This is a genomic window from Poseidonocella sp. HB161398, from assembly GCF_005870025.1.
In the GTDB taxonomy this organism is placed as follows: domain Bacteria; phylum Pseudomonadota; class Alphaproteobacteria; order Rhodobacterales; family Rhodobacteraceae; genus Mangrovicoccus.
Window position 1 is genome coordinate 122,630 of record NZ_VATA01000001.1, and the last position, 16,081, is coordinate 138,710.

15 protein-coding genes are annotated in these 16,081 nt (G+C 72.0%); 5 read left to right on the forward strand and 10 right to left on the reverse strand.

Going from position 1 to position 16,081, the window contains the following annotated elements; all coding sequences use genetic code 11:
- Window positions 1-192: 192 nt before the first annotated feature.
- Window positions 193-1,146, forward strand: a complete 954-nt coding sequence (locus FGX59_RS00540) for a DUF2927 domain-containing protein (RefSeq protein WP_138464314.1) — start codon at window positions 193-195, stop codon at window positions 1,144-1,146.
- Between the two features lie 82 nt (window positions 1,147-1,228).
- Here the strand turns inward: FGX59_RS00540 and FGX59_RS00545 are convergent, their stop codons facing one another.
- The 4 genes from FGX59_RS00545 to FGX59_RS00560 all read right to left on the reverse strand — a co-directional run bounded on the left by FGX59_RS00545 (window position 1,229) and on the right by FGX59_RS00560 (window position 3,437).
- The gene (locus tag FGX59_RS00545) at window positions 1,229-1,597 is read right to left on the reverse strand and encodes a hypothetical protein (protein ID WP_138464316.1); all 369 of its coding nucleotides are present in this window, start codon (window positions 1,595-1,597) and stop codon (window positions 1,229-1,231) included.
- A 212-nt stretch (window positions 1,598-1,809) separates the two neighbouring features.
- Window positions 1,810-2,049, reverse strand: coding sequence for a hypothetical protein (locus tag FGX59_RS00550; RefSeq protein ID WP_138464319.1), 240 nt, complete (start codon window positions 2,047-2,049; stop codon window positions 1,810-1,812).
- Between the two features lie 60 nt (window positions 2,050-2,109).
- Window positions 2,110-2,460, reverse strand: a complete 351-nt coding sequence (locus tag FGX59_RS00555) for a response regulator transcription factor (RefSeq protein ID WP_138464321.1) — start codon at window positions 2,458-2,460, stop codon at window positions 2,110-2,112.
- A complete protein-coding gene (locus FGX59_RS00560) occupies window positions 2,457-3,437 on the reverse strand; it encodes a HAMP domain-containing histidine kinase (RefSeq protein ID WP_138464322.1) in 981 nt (326 codons plus the stop codon). Before FGX59_RS00560 ends, FGX59_RS00555 begins: the two co-directional genes overlap by 4 nt.
- Before the next feature lie 763 nt (window positions 3,438-4,200).
- On the opposite strand from FGX59_RS00560, the gene FGX59_RS00565 reads away from it, so the two are divergent.
- The gene (locus FGX59_RS00565; protein WP_138464324.1) at window positions 4,201-5,466 is read left to right on the forward strand and encodes an MFS transporter; all 1,266 of its coding nucleotides are present in this window, start codon (window positions 4,201-4,203) and stop codon (window positions 5,464-5,466) included.
- Window positions 5,467-5,524: 58 nt separating this feature from the next.
- On the opposite strand, the gene FGX59_RS00570 is transcribed toward FGX59_RS00565, so the two are convergent.
- Window positions 5,525-5,791 carry a hypothetical protein gene (locus FGX59_RS00570; RefSeq protein ID WP_138464326.1) on the reverse strand — a complete coding sequence of 89 codons (267 nt, stop codon included), beginning with the start codon at window positions 5,789-5,791 and terminating at the stop codon, window positions 5,525-5,527.
- Between the two features lie 36 nt (window positions 5,792-5,827).
- The gene (locus FGX59_RS00575) at window positions 5,828-6,055 is read right to left on the reverse strand and encodes a DUF1127 domain-containing protein (protein WP_138464328.1); all 228 of its coding nucleotides are present in this window, start codon (window positions 6,053-6,055) and stop codon (window positions 5,828-5,830) included.
- Between the two features lie 270 nt (window positions 6,056-6,325).
- Here FGX59_RS00575 and FGX59_RS00580 point away from each other — a divergent pair, with 270 nt between their 5' ends.
- Together FGX59_RS00580 and FGX59_RS00585 are read left to right on the forward strand one after the other, a co-directional pair.
- Entirely contained in the window at window positions 6,326-7,267 is a 942-nt protein-coding gene (locus FGX59_RS00580; protein WP_138464329.1) for a homocysteine S-methyltransferase family protein, read from the forward strand.
- An 80-nt stretch (window positions 7,268-7,347) separates the two neighbouring features.
- Window positions 7,348-7,998, forward strand: coding sequence for a hypothetical protein (locus FGX59_RS00585; protein ID WP_138464331.1), 651 nt, complete (start codon window positions 7,348-7,350; stop codon window positions 7,996-7,998).
- 96 nt (window positions 7,999-8,094) lie between these two features.
- Here the strand turns inward: FGX59_RS00585 and FGX59_RS00590 are convergent, their stop codons facing one another.
- The gene (locus FGX59_RS00590; RefSeq protein ID WP_138464333.1) at window positions 8,095-8,715 is read right to left on the reverse strand and encodes an RNA polymerase sigma factor; all 621 of its coding nucleotides are present in this window, start codon (window positions 8,713-8,715) and stop codon (window positions 8,095-8,097) included.
- A 216-nt stretch (window positions 8,716-8,931) separates the two neighbouring features.
- Between FGX59_RS00590 and FGX59_RS00595 the strand changes: the two genes are divergently transcribed.
- Entirely contained in the window at window positions 8,932-12,582 is a 3,651-nt protein-coding gene (locus tag FGX59_RS00595) for a BTAD domain-containing putative transcriptional regulator (RefSeq protein ID WP_171060443.1), read from the forward strand.
- Here the strand turns inward: FGX59_RS00595 and FGX59_RS00600 are convergent.
- Genes FGX59_RS00600 through FGX59_RS00610 form a run of 3 tightly spaced genes read right to left on the reverse strand, consistent with a single transcriptional unit; the run spans window position 12,566 to window position 15,378 of the window.
- Window positions 12,566-13,204, reverse strand: coding sequence for a GNAT family N-acetyltransferase (locus FGX59_RS00600; RefSeq protein WP_171060444.1), 639 nt, complete (start codon window positions 13,202-13,204; stop codon window positions 12,566-12,568). The genes FGX59_RS00595 and FGX59_RS00600 overlap by 17 nt on opposite strands.
- The gene (locus tag FGX59_RS00605; protein ID WP_138464339.1) at window positions 13,197-13,796 is read right to left on the reverse strand and encodes a hypothetical protein; all 600 of its coding nucleotides are present in this window, start codon (window positions 13,794-13,796) and stop codon (window positions 13,197-13,199) included. Before FGX59_RS00605 ends, FGX59_RS00600 begins: the two co-directional genes overlap by 8 nt.
- 52 nt (window positions 13,797-13,848) lie before the next feature.
- Complete coding sequence (locus tag FGX59_RS00610) at window positions 13,849-15,378, reverse strand: cytochrome-c peroxidase (RefSeq protein ID WP_138464340.1); 1,530 nt, start codon at window positions 15,376-15,378, stop codon at window positions 13,849-13,851.
- Window positions 15,379-16,081 lie beyond the last annotated feature (703 nt).

Below are 16,081 nucleotides of genomic sequence, written 5' to 3' on the forward strand. Positions count from 1 at the left end.
CCTGACCCGGGATTCACATTGCAGGTCAGTAATTTGAATTCCGCAGCGCTTTCGAAACTCCGGCCGAACGGCGGGCGGGCGGGAAACGCGGCCGGGATCAAAGTTGACAGAAAGGGGTGTCTTTCGCCATTTTGCCGCAAATAGACGAAGCGCTCGAAGATCGCACTCGACACCAGCAGTCAGGAGACCTGCATGCGCTCATTCCGCAACACGCCCCTCGCGGGCGCGCTTGCCATGGCGAGTTTTGCCCTGTTCCTCTCGATGGCCCCTTCCGCTAGCCGGGCCGGTGACCAGACCGTGCTGAGCACGCAGGGAACCGCCATCGCCGTGACGCCGAAAACCGGAAGCGCCCGCTCCGAGAAACTGGCCAGCTACTATCACGGGATGGAAAAGCGGCTGGTTTCAAGCGGCCATCTGCGCCGCGACCGCAATCCCGGGAAACTCTCTCCGGACGGTCTGGCGCGCGATTTCATGGCGATCGCGATGAAGTCGGAATATTCGCTGAAAGCCGGCGGGATGGCGCGGTCCGGACAGTCGAGCGCGCTGCGCCGCTGGGAACAGCCGGTGCGCATCGGCGTGAAATTCGGCGCCTCCGTCGGGGCGGAGCAGCGCAAGGCCGACATGGCCGCGCTCCGCGACATCGCCGCCCGGCTGCAGCGCGCCAGCGGCCACCCGGTCCAGCTGGCCTCCAGCGGCGCGAATTTCCACATCCTGATCCTGAATGACGACGAGCGCGCGGCCGCCCGCCCGGTCCTCGAGGAGGTCGCCCCGCGGATGAGCCGCGCCGCGCGCAAGGCCGTTCTGGGGATGACGGCGGACACGCTCTGCATGGCGGTCGCGATGCCCGGCCCCTCGCCCGCGGACGGCTACCGCAACGCGCTCGCGATCGTGCGCGCCGAGCATTCGCCGGTGATGCGGCGGTCCTGCATGGAAGAGGAGCTGGCCCAGGGCATGGGCCTTGCCAATGACAGCCCCGAGGCCTGGCCGTCGATCTTCAACGACGACGAGGAATTCGGCGTGCTGACCCGCCATGACGAGCTGCTCCTGAAGATGCTCTATCACGACAGCCTGCATCCCGGCATGAGCGCCGGCGCCGTCAGCGGCCAGATCGGCGCGCTGGCCCGGAAAGTCCTGGCCTCGGGCTAGCGGGCCCCGGCCCGAACGGCGAAGGGCAAGCCCCGAAGGGCTTGCCCCTTTTCTTTCGAAATCATGCTTTTCCCGGTCCGTTTCATTCCGTCGGTCCATATCCCCCGTTGAGAATGAACTTTTCGCGCTGCAGGTCGCCATCCTCGCGCGCGTTTGTCAGGCGCATCAGGTCGAGGGTGGAAAACATGCCCGGCTCGACACCGAGCTGCTGCACGAACTGGCCATTCGCATGGGTGTCGATGCTCTGAGTCGAGATGATTTCAGAGCCACCGCCCAGGATGAACTTCTCTCTCTGGGTATCGCCGTCCTCCCGCGCATTTGTCAGGCGCATCAGGTCGGTCGTGGAGTACATTCCCGGTTCGACGCCAAGCTGGAGGGCAAGCTGGTCGCTTGCGAAAGCCGGTGCCGCAATGGCCGTTACCAGGACAGATGCAAGAACTAGACGTCTCATTGGTCGATCCTTTCCAATAACAGAGGGTTGAATTGGAAGGCCGCTTGCCGATGAATGACACACCTCAGGATAAATTTTCTACTTGAAGTTGTTTTCGGACACAAGCCAAACGGCATGCATTCGGCGCCAGTCTTCGCCCCGAAAGCATCAAAGTTCCGTCATAAACACGAGCGAAACGATCCGGTATCACGGGCCCGCCGGCCGTTCCGGGCTCAGCGCAGGGCGGGCAGCGCGGTGACGGCGCAGCCCACGCCGCAGATCGACTGGAACGGCGCCTTCCGGCCGGTCTGCGCCTCGGTCTTGCGGCGCAGCCGCGCGGCTGTCGTGTCGAGATGGCGGCTCTCGAATTGCGCCCGCCGCCGGATCGGCAGGCGCAGCAGGTCCTCGCGGCGGCGGACCCGGTTCCCGGCGGCGAAGAACGCGCCGGGAAAGGCGAACTCTGTCGCCGTCACCGAGTCTCGGGCGAGGTCGGGATCCCGCCGCTATCGTCCGGCACCCGGCTTGCCGCGCTGTCATCGGCGGCGGGCGCGCGCGACGGGTCCGGCGCGGCCGCGCCCGCCCCCCGCCTCGATCCCGCGCAGCGTGCTGTTCTTGGCGAAAGAGAGGTCCGCGCCGCTCCCGACGCAGCGGATGCGGTCGTCGCTGTCGCCGAGCGCGGACCGCATGATGATCCCGGGCGCCAGGTCGACGCCGTGGCCCTCCGGCAGGTCGGCATCGAGGATCACCATGTCCACCGTCTCGTCGCGGGCCAGCATCCCGCGCACCGTGTCCGGGCTGCCCGAGTCGACACCGCAGCGCTGGAGGAAATCGGCCAGGTCCCGGGGCAGCCGCGCCTCGCCCTCGACAACCGGGCTGCGGGTCATGCCGCGGCCTCCGCATGCGGATAGGGGATGGCCGCCTCCTGCGACAGCGGCGGGCGCAAGGGCGCCGCCGCAATCTCGACCGTCCCGTGGCGACACGCGCGGCATGGATGCCGAGGCCCGCGCCGGTCGCCATGCGCCGTGTTCGACGCCCGGAAGGATGGCCGCCTCGGCTGCGGGCACGCCGATGCCTTGGCCCGCACCTCGATCACCGCGCTGCCCTGCTCGGCGCGGGCGGTGGCCGGGACCGGCCGATCCGCGGGCAAGCAGTTCAGCGCATTGTCGCCCCGGTTGATCATCCCCGCCTCGGGCAGGTCGGGATCGGCGAAGAGCTGCATCGCCGGATCGTCGCCGCGCGCATCCAGCCGCCCGCCCCGCCCGGTCCTGCGGAAATGCGCCTCGGCACTGGCCGGGAGGCTGTCGACCTGCAGCGGCTCGGGCTGGACGCTCCAGTCGCGGTCGGTGGTCATGACGCGGACGATCAGCCCCGAGAGCCGGTTCAGCGCCTCCTCGATCCCGGCGAAGCGCTCCGGCGCCGGCCCCTTCGCGGGGCCCGTGGTCAGACGGATCATGCCGAGCCCGTTGCGGGTGATCGCCGGCGGGGTACGGAATTCGTGTCTGACAACGCGCATGGCATCGGCCTGCGCCTCGCGCGGGCTGCGCTCGGCATCGAGGCTCTTGCGCGGGTCCGCCTCCCGCCGCCGCTTCGGCAACTCCGGCGACAGGACGCGGCTGCGCTTGCGCAGGTCGTCACAGCGCTGGAAGCTGGCCATCGCCAGACGGCAGGCGAAATGCGCGATCATGAAGAGCACGCCCTGCAGCAGGGACCGGGCATTGCCGTCGCCGAGCACGCTAGCGCTCTGGAAGGCGGCGGGCGGGCGGGCCTCGATGAGACCGAGCACCACGCTCGTGCCCAAGCAGACCGGCAGGATCGGGATCTTAATCCAGCGCAGCAGCCGCAGCTGCGTCCGGTCGCGCATCAGCGGCATCGCCGTGAGGGGTGAACCGCGCCGAGCTGTGGAGCCGCAGCGCGAGATTGCCCGGATCGCCTCCGCCCGGGCCATCCCCGGGAACGCCAGCAGCGTCCCGCCGATGCGGACACCGCCCGGCTGGCCGGGAAAGCGACTGTCCCTTGGCAATCAGCACCAGCCCGGACGAATGACCAAGTCGAGCAGGATCGATCAGGTCGACGGCGCGCCGCCCCGCAGGATCGTCAGCAGGATGCCGGCGGCGATCGCGGCCGGGAAGGCCCGCTCGCAGAGATGGCGCCAGGCGATCCAGACGTGAGCCCGATCGCCGCCAGGCGGCTTCCGGCCTTGCGCGAGACGAGGAGGACGGTCTGGAGATCGCGCCTTCGGTCAATGGCGCCTGGGGAACGACATGCGCCGCGTCCGGCAGCGGGGCCCGGCCGGGCATGGATGCGCCGCCGCGGCGCTCAAAGCCCTTCCGCCTGCAGCGCGGAGTCCATGGAAACCGTCATGTCCCTGCGCCACGGCCGCCGCGGCGGAGGAGCTTCGCATCGCGACTGCATTCCCGCCCTCGGCACCGGCCCCCGCTGCCGCAAGGCCATCAATTCTCGTGAATCCTTGCGAATTCTGACAGTCTTCCCGGGCAGGGCGCGCCGCGCTGCAGGCGGGCGTGTCGCAAAGGCGGCGCATTTGGTCGGCCCTGCGGCAGATGCCGCCAATGGATCGGCGACAGTGCCTGCCGCAGCAGCTTGCCGGAAGGGGCGGATTCTGGACCATGGGACACGCGTTTTCGGGAATCTGGGTGCTTCTCATCGGCATCGTGCTGATCATGCTGGGCAACGGCATGCATTTCACCCTGATCGGCCTGCGCGGCGGGATCGAGGGCTTCTCCTCGGCCCAGCTCGCCATCATCACCTCGGGCTATTTCATGGGCTTCCTCTCGGGCGCGCAGGTCACGCCGCGGCTGATCCGGCGGGTCGGCCATGTCCGCGTCTTCGCCGCGCTGGGAAGCACGATGTCCGCCGGGCTGATCGCCTTCCCGATGATGGCCGATCCCTGGGCCTGGACAATCCTGCGGCTGGTCATCGGCTTCTGCATGTCCGGGGTCTATGTCACCGCCGAGAGCTGGCTGAACCATGCGGCCACCAACGAGACCCGGGGCAAGATCCTCTCGGCCTACATGATCGCCCAGACGCTGGGGATCATCGGCGCGCAGGGGCTGCTGACGCTGGGCGATGCGGCGACGCCCGCGCTCTTCATCGGCGCCTCGATCCTGGTCTCGCTCTCGGTCGCGCCGATCCTGCTGTCGGTCACGCCGGTCCCGGCGGTGGAGCTGGCGCGGCCGATGCCGCTGAAGAAGCTCTTCCGCAGCTCGCCGCTGGGCACCGTGGGGATCTTCCTGCTCGGGGGCATCTACGCGACGCAATCGGGCATGGGCGCGGTCTTCGGCACGCTGGTCGGGATGGGCGCGGCCGAGATCGCGGTCTTCGTGGCGATGATGTTCGCCGGCGCGCTGGTGCTGCAATACCCGATCGGCTGGCTATCCGACCAGATGGACCGCCGCTGGCTGATCTTCGCCGCGGCCTTTCTCGGCGCGGCGTCCTGCGCGGCCGGCTGGGCGACGGGCGGCAGCCTGCACCTGCTGATGGCCGCCGCCTTCCTCGCGGGCGGGGTGACAACGCCGCTCTACGCGCTCTTTCTCGCCTTCACCAATGACTCGCTCGATGCCGAGGAGATGCCCGCAGCCTCGGGCGGGCTGGTCTTCACCTTCGGGCTCGGCGCGATTGCCGGGCCGCTGGCGACCGGCTGGGCGATGCAGGGGATCGGGCCCGAGGCCTTCTGGCTGGTGCTCAGCGTCACATTCGCGGCGGTCGCGCTCTATGCGCTCTACCGCATGACGCAGCGCCCCCCGGTGCCCTCGGACGAGACCGAGAGCTATCTCGCGGTCCTGCCCAGCAGCTCGGCCGTCGCGGTCGAGGCGGCCGGCGCCTGGGCGGCGGGCCAGGCGGAGGACGAGCCCGAGGAAGAGGACGAGGCCTGAGCCCCGCCACGGCAAAGGGGGACGCCCGCGGGCGCCCCCCGTCCTTGCGCTGCGGATCTCAGCGGACCCGCTTGCGGCCCGAGCCGATCAGCATGCCGGCCAGTTCGACCCGCTCCGCCGGGCGCGCCGACCGGCGCCCGGCATCGTTGCGGCCCGAGGTGACGCCGTTGGCGGCCTCGCCGGACCAGCCGGGCATCGCGCCGGCCGCGGGCCGGCCGTCCTGCGCCGCGGCCATAAGCAGCGCAGCCAGGAGCAGCGCCCCTGCAAAAGCCGCAATGCGGCGGGAAAGATCGGCATTTGCGGCATCTTGATTGAAGGTCGTCATCGAATTCTTCCTTTCTGAATTTGGATCGTGGTTTTCTCAGGCCTGCGGACGGTCATCCGGCAAGAGGCCGATATCGCGCAGAAGATGCGGCGGCAGATCGCGCAGCAGGCGGTTATGGGCACGCGCCAACCGGTATCTGCGGACGGCTTCGAGGAGTGCATTTGCAATGAGCATTTCGGTCTTCCCAGTTAATTTCCCGAGCCGGATCGCCGCCCGGGCGGGGACGCCGCCGGCCGCAAGGCTCTGCAAGATATGAATTTTCAAAGGGGCTTCAGCGGGTGCCGCTTCAGTCGCTTCGGGGACATTACGCGGCGGCGGGCCGGTTTATTCCCGGCCGGCGCGGAAAATGCACGGCAGGTCGGGAATACCCGCAGCGGGAACCGAAACTGCCCGGGCGCGGGAATATCGGCGGCTCCGGAAGCGTAATACCGGCGAGCCCCCGACGGGACATGCCGGCGGCGCTTGATATTGGACCCCGAAAAATACCCGGCTGCAAAGCGCCGCTGCGCAGTCTTTCATTCCTGGAGAGAAAACATGTTGACGACCACCGTTGCTGCGTCCGGCGGCCATTTCCTGACCGATGGCGGCATCGAGACCACGCTGATCTTCCACGAGGGCCACGACCTGCCGCTCTTCGCCGCCTACACGCTCCTCGACACCGCGGAGGGGCGCGAAAGCCTGCGCGCCTATTACCGCCGCTATCTCGCCCTCGCGGCCGAGCGCGGGCTGGGCTTCATCCTCGAAAGCCCGACCTGGCGCTGTTCCACGGGCTGGGGCGCGCAGCTCGGGCATTCCGAGGACCAGATCGCCGCCTTCAACCGCCAGGCCATCGCCGAGATGCGCGCGCTGGCCGCCGAGGCTGCGCAGAGCGGCGCCGGCCCGGTTCTCGTCTCGGGCAATATCGGCCCGGCCGGGGATGGCTACGCGGTCGGCACCAGCCTCGATCCGGCCGCCGCGGCCGCCTATCACCGCCACCAGATCGCCGCCCTGGCCGCGGCGGGGGCGGACATGATCACCGCAGTGACCATGACCCATTCGGGCGAGGCCGCGGGGATTGCCGCCGCGGTGCGCGCGACCGGCCTGCCCTGCGTCATCGCCTTCACGCTGGAAACCGACGGCCGGCTGCCCTCGGGCGAAAGCCTGGGCGAGGCGATCCGGGCGACCGACGCCGCCTCTGGCGGGCACCCTGCCTACTACATGATCAACTGCGCGCATCCCGACCATTTCCGCGGGATGATCGCGCAGGACCCGGCCGTGGCGGCACGGATCGGCGGGCTCCGGGCGAATGCCTCGCGGATGAGCCATGCCGAGCTCGACGAGGCGACCGAGCTCGATGACGGCAATCCGGACGAGCTCGGCCGCGACTACCGGGCGCTGGCGCAGCTGATGCCGAACCTGCGGGTCTTCGGCGGCTGCTGCGGCACCGACCACCGCCATGTCGCCGCGATCGCCGACCATTGCTGCGGCGCGGCCTGACCCTTCTCCCACCCTCATTGATAGCACCCTCCCCCCGGGACCGCCGCGCGCGGCCCGGGGCCCGATAAGGACTTTTCAAAATGACCAGACTGACCAGATCCCTTGTTCTTCTCTCCGCGATGCTGGCACTGGCCGGCCCCGCCGCCGCGATCGACGGGCGAAGCCTGCCCGGACCCGGCGCCTCGCTGGCAGAGGCCGCGGCCCCCGACGCCCGCGCACTCTTCGACCAGGCAATGGCGCTCTACTGGGACGGGGACTGCGCCGCGGCCCGCGCGCTCTTCGCCGAGGCGCTGGAGGCCGACCGGGACTGCGCGATCTGCGCCTGGGGCGAGGCGCTGGCGCTCGGCCCGCGGATCGGCGCGGCGATGGCGCCCGCAGACCAGGGACCGGCCTACGAGCTGGCTCTGCTGGCGCGGGAAACGGCCGGAACGCCGCGCGACCTCGCGCTGGCCGGGGCCATGGTCTACCGCTACCAGGCGCCCGGCGGCTGGGTGATCTTCTCGCGCTACATGGAGCGGCTGGCCGCGCAGTACCCGCAGGAGCCCAACCTCCAGCTGGTCGCGGCCGAGGCGATCCTGATCCTGGCCGAGCGGGACGATGACGGCGGCGACCGCAGCGATCTCGGCGCGGCCGCAGCGCTGATCGAGCGCGCCGCCCGCGCGGCACCGGAAGATCCGGCCGTGGCCGCCATGCAGCGGAACCTGGAGCGGATCGCCGCCGCCCGGTCCTGAGCGCCCAGAGGGGCGGACCCGGAAACGGGCGCCGCCCCTGATCCCTGCGGGTTGCGGACGCCCCTCCGGCGGCTTGCTGCCGGAGGGGCGCGAGGGCTACGGCGCCCCGTCCGCGGAGATCTCCTGCAAGGCGCGACGCGCCCTGTGGAGTCGGCTCATCACCGTGCCCGCGGGGATGCCGAACCGCTGCGCGGCTTCGGCGTAGCTGCAGCCCTCCAGCGCAACGGCGACAAGCACGTCGCCGAGATCGGAGGGAAGCCGCAGCACCGCCGCGCGGACCGCCAGGGACTCGAGCCGCTGCCAGGCGTCGTGATCCTCCACCAGCACATCCTCGGCCGGAACCTGGCCCTCGCCCAGGCGCACCGCGTCGCGGCGGCGGGAGGAGATCCAGAGGTTGCGCATCACCCGGCAGATCCAGCCTTCGAAGCTGCGCGAGGGATCCCACTGCCCGGCGCGCTCGAGCGCCCGCAGGCTGGCCTCCTGCACTAGGTCGTCGGCATCCGCGCGCGAGCGCGCCAGCGACCGGGCGAAGCGGGTCATCGCCGGCAGCGCCGCTGCCAGCTCGGTGCCGACACGCATCCGGCGGGCGCGCAGGCAGGTACCGGGCGGCAGGGCGACGACATCGCCCTCCGGCGCGGGACGGTTGGCCGCCACACGCGGCGGATAGGCGGGACAGGGGCGCCCGGTCTCGGCGGGCAGGACGGAAAGCTGGGCCATGTGATGGATCTCCGGCAAGGGGGCGGCCGCGGAACTGCGCCGCCTTCTGCCATCTGCCCTAGGTCCGCGGCGTGACCCCTGCGGCAAGCCGGGCGTGACAGCGGCGTGAAAAACGGCTGCCGCAGGGGCCGCCGGGCAAAATTCGGACCCGCCAGCGGCGGATCCTTTCGGAAAATGTCAACTTGTGCCACCCTGCGGCAATTGGGGGAAATTCCTTTGGACACGCCGTCGAACAGTCCTTCCATTGCCGTCGAGCTGGGCCTGATCGGGGGCTTCAGCCTGCGCGTCGGCGGACAGGCGCGCGAACTGCCCGTGCGCAAGTCCCAGCTTGTTCTGGCGCGGCTGGCGCTGGCCCCCGCGCGGATGGTGCCGCGCTACGACCTGCGCCACATGTTCTGGGAAATGAGCAGCGACAGCCAGGCCCAGGTCAGCCTGCGCCAGTCGCTGGCGCGGATCCGCAAGGGGCTGGGCGCGGCGGCCGACTGCGTGCAGAGCGATCTCGACATGGTGCGGCTCGGACCCGGGCTCTGCACCGATACCGGGCGCCTCGACGACCCGGTCCTGCCCGGCGCGGCCTTCGACGACGCGCTGGTCAGCGGCGAGCTGCTGGCCGGGCAGACCCCGCGCGAGCCCGCCGCCGAGAACTGGCTGGCCGTGGAGCGCAGCAGCATCCGCCAGAAGCAGACCCGCTACTGCCTGGCAATGGCGCTGGAGGCGCTCGGCGACGCCCGCCACGAGGCGGCGCTGCAGGCCGGGCTGAAGGGTCTGCTCATCGACAATCTCGACGAGCGCCTGCATGTCGCGGTGATGCGCGCCTATGCCGGGCTCGGCAACCGCAGCGCGGCGCTGGAGCAGTACCAGCAATGCGAGGCGATCCTGATGGACGAGCTCGGCGTCGCGCCAGAGCCCGCCACCCGCACGCTCTCCGAGCAGCTGCGCAGCCGCCAGGCCTCCGCCACCCCGTCCCGCGCCCCCGCGCGCAGCGCCGGCGCCCAGGCCGAGCCTGAAGGCGAGGAGACCGAGATCCGCCAGGTCTCGGTCATCTGCGTCGGCGCGGCCGCCAGCGACGACCCCGAGGACTATGCCGGCCTGCCGCCCGAGACCGCGCAGGCGATCCGCTCCATGGCGGCCGAGCACGGCGCCCTCGCCCTGCCGGGCGAGGATGGCGAGGCCTTCCTGGTCTTCGGCGCGGCCAGCGCCAGCGAATCCGATCCGGTGCGCGCCGCCACGCTGGCGCAGCTCCTGGTGCGCGGCGCGCCGGGGCTCCGGGCCGGGGTCGCCTCGGGACGCGTGGTGGTCGCCCGCCAGCCCGGCGGCAGCCTGCGGATCAGCGGCGAGCCGCGCGGTCGCGCGCTAAGCCTGATGGGCCAGGCAGCCCGCGGCCAGGCCATCGTCTCGGAGCGCGGGCTGGCCTGCCGCCCCGCCCCGGTCTTCGTCGGCCGCGAGGTCGAGCTCGGCTATCTCTCGGCGCTCTTCGACCGCTGCCAGGACGGCATCGCCGCGGTCGCCGTGGTGCAGGGCGAGCCCGGCATCGGCAAGACCCGGCTGGCCGGGGAATTCGCCGCCCGCATCGCCGCGCGCGGCATGGAGGTGCTGCGCATCGGCTTCGAGCCCTTCGCCCAGAGCGCCGGGGCCGCGCGCAAGCTCGCCTGCGCCGCGGTCGAGGCCGGGGGCGACCTGCCGGAATCTGCCGGTCCCGCCGCCCATGCGCTTTTCGCCGACATGACCGGGCTCGACATCCCCGCAGGCGGCGCCTCGCTGATCTCGGCGATGAGCGAGGACCGGCGGCGGCAGCTCTCGATCGAGGTGATGCGCGACCTCCTGCTGGCGATCCCGGTCCATGCCGCCGCCATCCTGGTCGAGGACACCCACTGGGCCAGGCGCCGGGACATCGACTTCCTCGTCAGCCTGTCGAACGTGCTGCCGGGGCTGCGCGCGATGATCGTGGCGACCGAGCGGATCAGCGGCGCGCTCTTCGCCCCGGCGCTGGCGCAGGCGGCCGGGCAGACCACCGCCTCCACCCTGACGCTGGCGCCCTTCACCTCGCGCGACGCGCAGATGCTGGCCTCCGGCATGGGGATCGAGGACGAGGAGCTGGTCCGCGACGCGGTGCTGCGCAGCAAGGGCAATCCGCTGTTCCTCGCCTGCCTCTTGGAGACCGGGCGCAGCCCGGGCGGCGGGCTCCCGAGCACGATCGTCGCGCTGGTGCAGGAGCAGACCGACCTGCTGCCTGCCGCGCCCCGGACCCAGCTGCGCCGCGCCGCCGTGCTGGGCAAGCGCTTCAACCCCGCCCATTACGCCGCGATCTTCGGCCCGGCCGGCTGGGACAGCCTCTGCGCCGCGGGCTGCCTCTACCAGGAGCAGGACCGGCTGGTCTTCCCCCATGCGCTGGTCCACGAGGCGGTCTATTCCGGCCTGACGCGCGCCGACCGGCGGCAGTACCACGCCCAGGCGGCGGCCTTCTTCGCCGAGATCGACCCGGTGCTCTGGGCGGATCACGCGCTGGCGGCCGATCTGCCCGAGGCGGCGCGCGCCTGCTCGGATGCCGCCGACCTGCTGCTGCCGCGCTACGAATTCGAGCGCGGGCTGGGCTATATCGATGCCGGGCTGGAGCGCGCGACCGGGATCGAGGACCGGGCGCTGCTGCATATCGCCCGCGGCAGCATCAACCGCGAGCGCGGCATGCTCGACGAGGCGCTGGCCGATTACGAGGCGGCCAGCGGCGCCGAGGTGCCGCCGCGGGTCCGCATCCAGGCGCTGATCCGCCGGGTCTGGGTCCACCGCCTGCGCGGCGAGGCGGATCTGTCCGATGCCGTCCTGGCCGAAGCCGGGGCGACCGATCTCGGCGCGCTGCCGCCCGACCAGGTCTCGGAATACGAGAACCAGCTCGGCGCCCAGGCCTTCGTGCGCGGCGATTTCGAGGCCTGCGCCCGCCACAACCGCCGCGCCCGCGAGCTGGCGACGACGCCGCTGCACCAGAGCCGGGCGCTCGGCGGGCTCGGCGACGCGCTCTATGCCGAGGGGCGGATGCATGCCGCCTGCGCCACCTTCCGCGAATGCAACGCGCTGGCGCGCACCCACGGGCTGGGCGTGGTGGAGCTGTCGCATCTGCTGATGGAGGCGGACGCGCTGCATTTCGCCCGTCCGGGGCCGGAGGCGCGCGGGATGCTGCCGCTGATCCTCGACCGCGCGCGCGACGCCGGCAACGCCCGGGTGGAGATCATGTGCCTGATCACCCTGGCCGAGATCTGCGTCGAGGATGCCCGCTTCGCCGAGGCCGCGGGCCATGTCGCCGCCGCGCAGGCGGTGATGGACGCGATCAGCGCCGACCGGTTCGACAGCTGGCAGATCCGCTACCGCACGCAGATCGCCGCCGAGACCGCTCCGGCGGAGGCGCGGCGGCTGATCTCGGACTGGCTCGCCCGGGCGGCGGCCGCCTGCCCCGACCGGCTGCGCGGCGACCACTACGCGCTGCTCGCCCAGGTGGCGGAAACGCCGGAGGAGGCGCAGGAAGCGCTGGCCGAGGGCGCGCGGGTGGCGGCCTCGGGCGAGGCGCGCTTCACCCAGTTCTGGTACCACCGGATCGCGATCGACGCGGCCCTGCGGATCGGCCGGGAGGATCTGGCGCTGGCCTCCGCGCAGGCGCTGGAGGAGATGACCGCGGCAGAGCCGCTCGGCTGGACCGGGCTGGTGATCCGCCGCGCCCGGCTGCTGGCCGGGGCCATGACGCAGGGCGTCACGCCTCAGGCGGCAACAGAGGCGGCGGCGCTCCGCCAGGAGATCGCCGCCGCGCTCCAGGGGGCGCTGCTGCCGGGGCTCGCGGCGGTCTTCGGCCCGGGGGACGCGCCGCTCAGTCCAGCTCCTTGACATAGAGGAGCCATTCCCGCCCGGCATAGTCCCAGCCGTCCTTGACGACCGGGGCGCGGGCGCGCTCGGTGAAGCCCGCCCGCTCGTAGAGCCGCCGCGCCGGGTTGACGTCGCCGGTGATCAGGCTCGCCCGCGGCATCAGCGCCCGCCGCGCCCGCGCCTCGCCATGGGCGAGGAGCCGCGTGCCGAGCCCCAGCCCGCGCAGATGCGGCCGCACCGCCAGCACGTTGACATACCAGCTGCCGGTCGCGAGGTTTTCCAGCGCGATCAGCGGCCGGAAGAGCGCCGGGGCCTCGGCGATCTCCGCCTCGCCGGCGCGCTCGGCCAGCGGATAGGAGACCAGCGCCCCGTTCACCCCGCAATCGTCGCGCAGCACATCCGCATTGCGCCAGGAGAAGGCGCCCTCGGACCGCGCGGCGCGGCGGCGGCCGACCTGCATCGCGGTCTCGCCCGGGCCCGCCATCGCCTGCCAGGCCACCAGCGGCAGCCCCTCCCCCGCCATCACCACCAGCTCGGCCAGCGCCGCGGCGTCATGGGGAAGCGCCGGTTCCGGCCAGCCCTCCCGCCGCGGAACCGCGCGGGAGGGGGCCGCATCGCCGAAGCGGGCCGGATAGTCAGTCATCGTCGATCTCCGAGGCCCCCGGATGGCGGACATGCTCGATCCCCGGGGCCGCCGGGTCGCGGGCATCGAGCACGCGGAAGCTGGCGCGGACCGCGAAATGCTCGCTGAAGCCCAGCAGCGTCTGCCCGACCTCGCCCTCGAGCCCGGCGAAGCCGCCCTTGGCGCCGGTGACCGGGCGGAGGTTCTCCACCCCGATATCGGCCAGCTCGGTGCCCTGGGTGATCAGCATGGAGCCGTCCTCGAAATCGAAGATCTGGCGGCTGACCAGCCAGACGCCGTGCTCGGCATTGCCGCCCTCGCCGACGAACCAGCCGTCGCAGGTCCAGGTGCCGATCACCTTGTCGGGAAAGCGCGGCGAGCCGTCGTCACGGACGCCCGGGACATTCCCCGCCAGCGTTCCGGCGGGATAGAGATAGCCCTGGGTGACGAACGGATTGCCATGGGCGGGCATGCCGTTGGGATGCACCGGCTCGGGCGCGTAGATGAACCGGGTATGGTCCTCGGCCATGTCGAAGGCGCCGGGAACCTCGGCCAGGGCCGGGCTCGCCGCGGCGAGCGCCAGCGCGGCGAGGGCGTTGCGCAGGAAGGTCATTGGAAAAGTCCTTTCGGTCTTGGTCTGGAAGGGATCGCGGGGCACGGGCGGGTCACTCGGGACCCGCCCCTTCGGGGGATCGCGGCGACGGCCCCCGCGGGCCGCCGGGCGATGGCTGGACCGGCAGGCCCGAGGGGACCGTGGCCGGGATCAGGTGCGACCGGTCCCGCGCACCGGGATCGGTCAGCGTCTCGAGAAAGGCCGTCAGCGCGGCGATATCCGCCCCGCTCAGCGGCCGCGGCGGCAGCGTGCTGGCCGCGGCGATCCGGCCGCGCAGCGCCGCGGAGCCCTGCACATGGGTGTCGCGCAGCGCGAAGGCGGCACGGCGGGGTCCGTCGAGCAGGGCGAATTCCTGCCGCGCATTGGCGCCGCGTCCCTGCAGGACCGGGCCCAGCGGCGGCAGCGGCACGGCACTGGCGTCGAAGGCCTCCAGGCTCGCCGCCGGATCGGCATGGTGGCGGATCACCGCCTCGAGCGTGTCGAAACTGCCGGCATGCCCCCAGGGCCCGGTCAGCGCCACATTGCGCAGCGAGGGCGTGCGGAAGGCGAAGCGGTCGGCCGGATCGCGGGTGACGGCAAAGCGCCCCTCGTCCTCCAGCCAGGCCGGCAGCCCGGTCAGCCGCCAGTAGCCGCGGTCCTGGCCATGGCCCTTGCCCGGCCCGATCTGCGGCATGGCGATCGCGTGGAAGCGGTGGTCGGTCAGCAGCGGCCCGGAATGGCACGCCGCGCAGCCCGCCGCGCCGTAGAACAGATCCAGCCCCCTTCGCGCCAGGGGCGGCAGCAGCGAGAGGTCGCCGCTCTGCAGCACCGCGTCGAAGGGACTTCCATCGGAGCGGAAGGCCACGGTCTGGAACGCCGCCAGCGCCCTGGCGACATGGGCATAGCGCAGCGGCACTTCCGCGCCGAGCCCGGGAAAGGCGGCGCGGAACCGGTCCCGGTAGCCCGGGATCGCGTCGAGCCGCGCCGCCAGCAGCTGCCAGGCGATGTCGGGCCGGTGCTCCGCCGCGGCGGTGGCCACCGGGTTCTCGCCGCGCTGCCCCGCCATCTCGATCGCGGAGGTCACCGGGAAGAGCGCTTGCACCTCGAGCGCGCTTGCCAGCCCGCCGGGCAGCTTCGCTCGCGCCGGGCTGCGGTATCCGCCGGGCCGGGTGCCCGCGGGATCGGCCTCGACCCGGCCGTCATGGAACATCGAGACATAGGCGCGCGCGCCGATATTGTAGAGCGGCTGGGCATTGCGCGGCACCCGCCCGGTCACCGGCGCCCGGGCGATCCGCTCGGGCGCGCGGCCCTCGCCGCCCTCGCCGATCCCCAGCGCCAGCCCGTCGCCCGTGCCCAGCCCCGGGTCATGGCAGGTCCCGCAGGAGATGTTGCGGTTGCCCGAGAGCACCGGATCGAAGAACAGCAGGGTCCCCAGCGCGACCAGTGCGGCGTCCGGCTTGCCGTCCTGCAGGAAGTCGCCATCCGAAAGCGGCGGCGGCAGGTCCGGCGCGGCAGGCGCGGCGGTGCCGATGGCGGCGGAGGCAATGGCAGCCGAGCCGAGGAGCGGCCGGGCCCAGAGGGCGAAAGAGGCGAGCAAGGTCATGGCGATGCGCTTTCCATTGGCGAGCGGATGCCGCCTTGAACCCCGCCCGCGTGACCGCAGGGACGCGACTCGCCGTGACCTTGCCGTGAAAAGCGCCCGTCGCCGCGCTCCCCTCCCGTCTGACCGCCCCCGCCGCAGAGGACCACCGCCCCGCGGCCCATTCGCGGGCGAGACCCCGGCCCCGCCCGTCGCACCGCTTCGGCGTCAGCCCCGTCGCGCGTCCGAAGGCACCGCCGGGCGGCAGAGACGGGCGGGCACGCCGCCTCGGGCTTGCGACGCGGCACGGCCGCAGATCGCGCCCCTTGTCGTGTTGTCGCTCATGACGGGCCTGGCGGTGACTGGCGGGCCGAGCTGGCCGGCCACTCTGCGCTGGAGGCAGGCTGGCACCGAGATCATCTCGGACAGGCGCAAGTGTTTCCGGATGTCACGGGGCGGCGGGGCCGGACAGGCTGGCGCGTCCGCATCCCGGAGGAAGACGGCATGGCGACCTTCATCGGCACCGGCGTTTCGCGCGCGAGTTCCGCGGTCTGCATGCCTGGCGACATCGGCAGGCCGTGAAGCGGGCGCAGATCGGCAGCGAGCCCGAGGCGCTCATCGCCTTGCGGGACCTGGCCTGGACGATCGGGACCATCTGGACAACCGGGCTCGAGGCCGGCCCCCTGTCGCAGCGGCTCCCTCCGCGGCCGGGGCGAGGCGGCGCCGC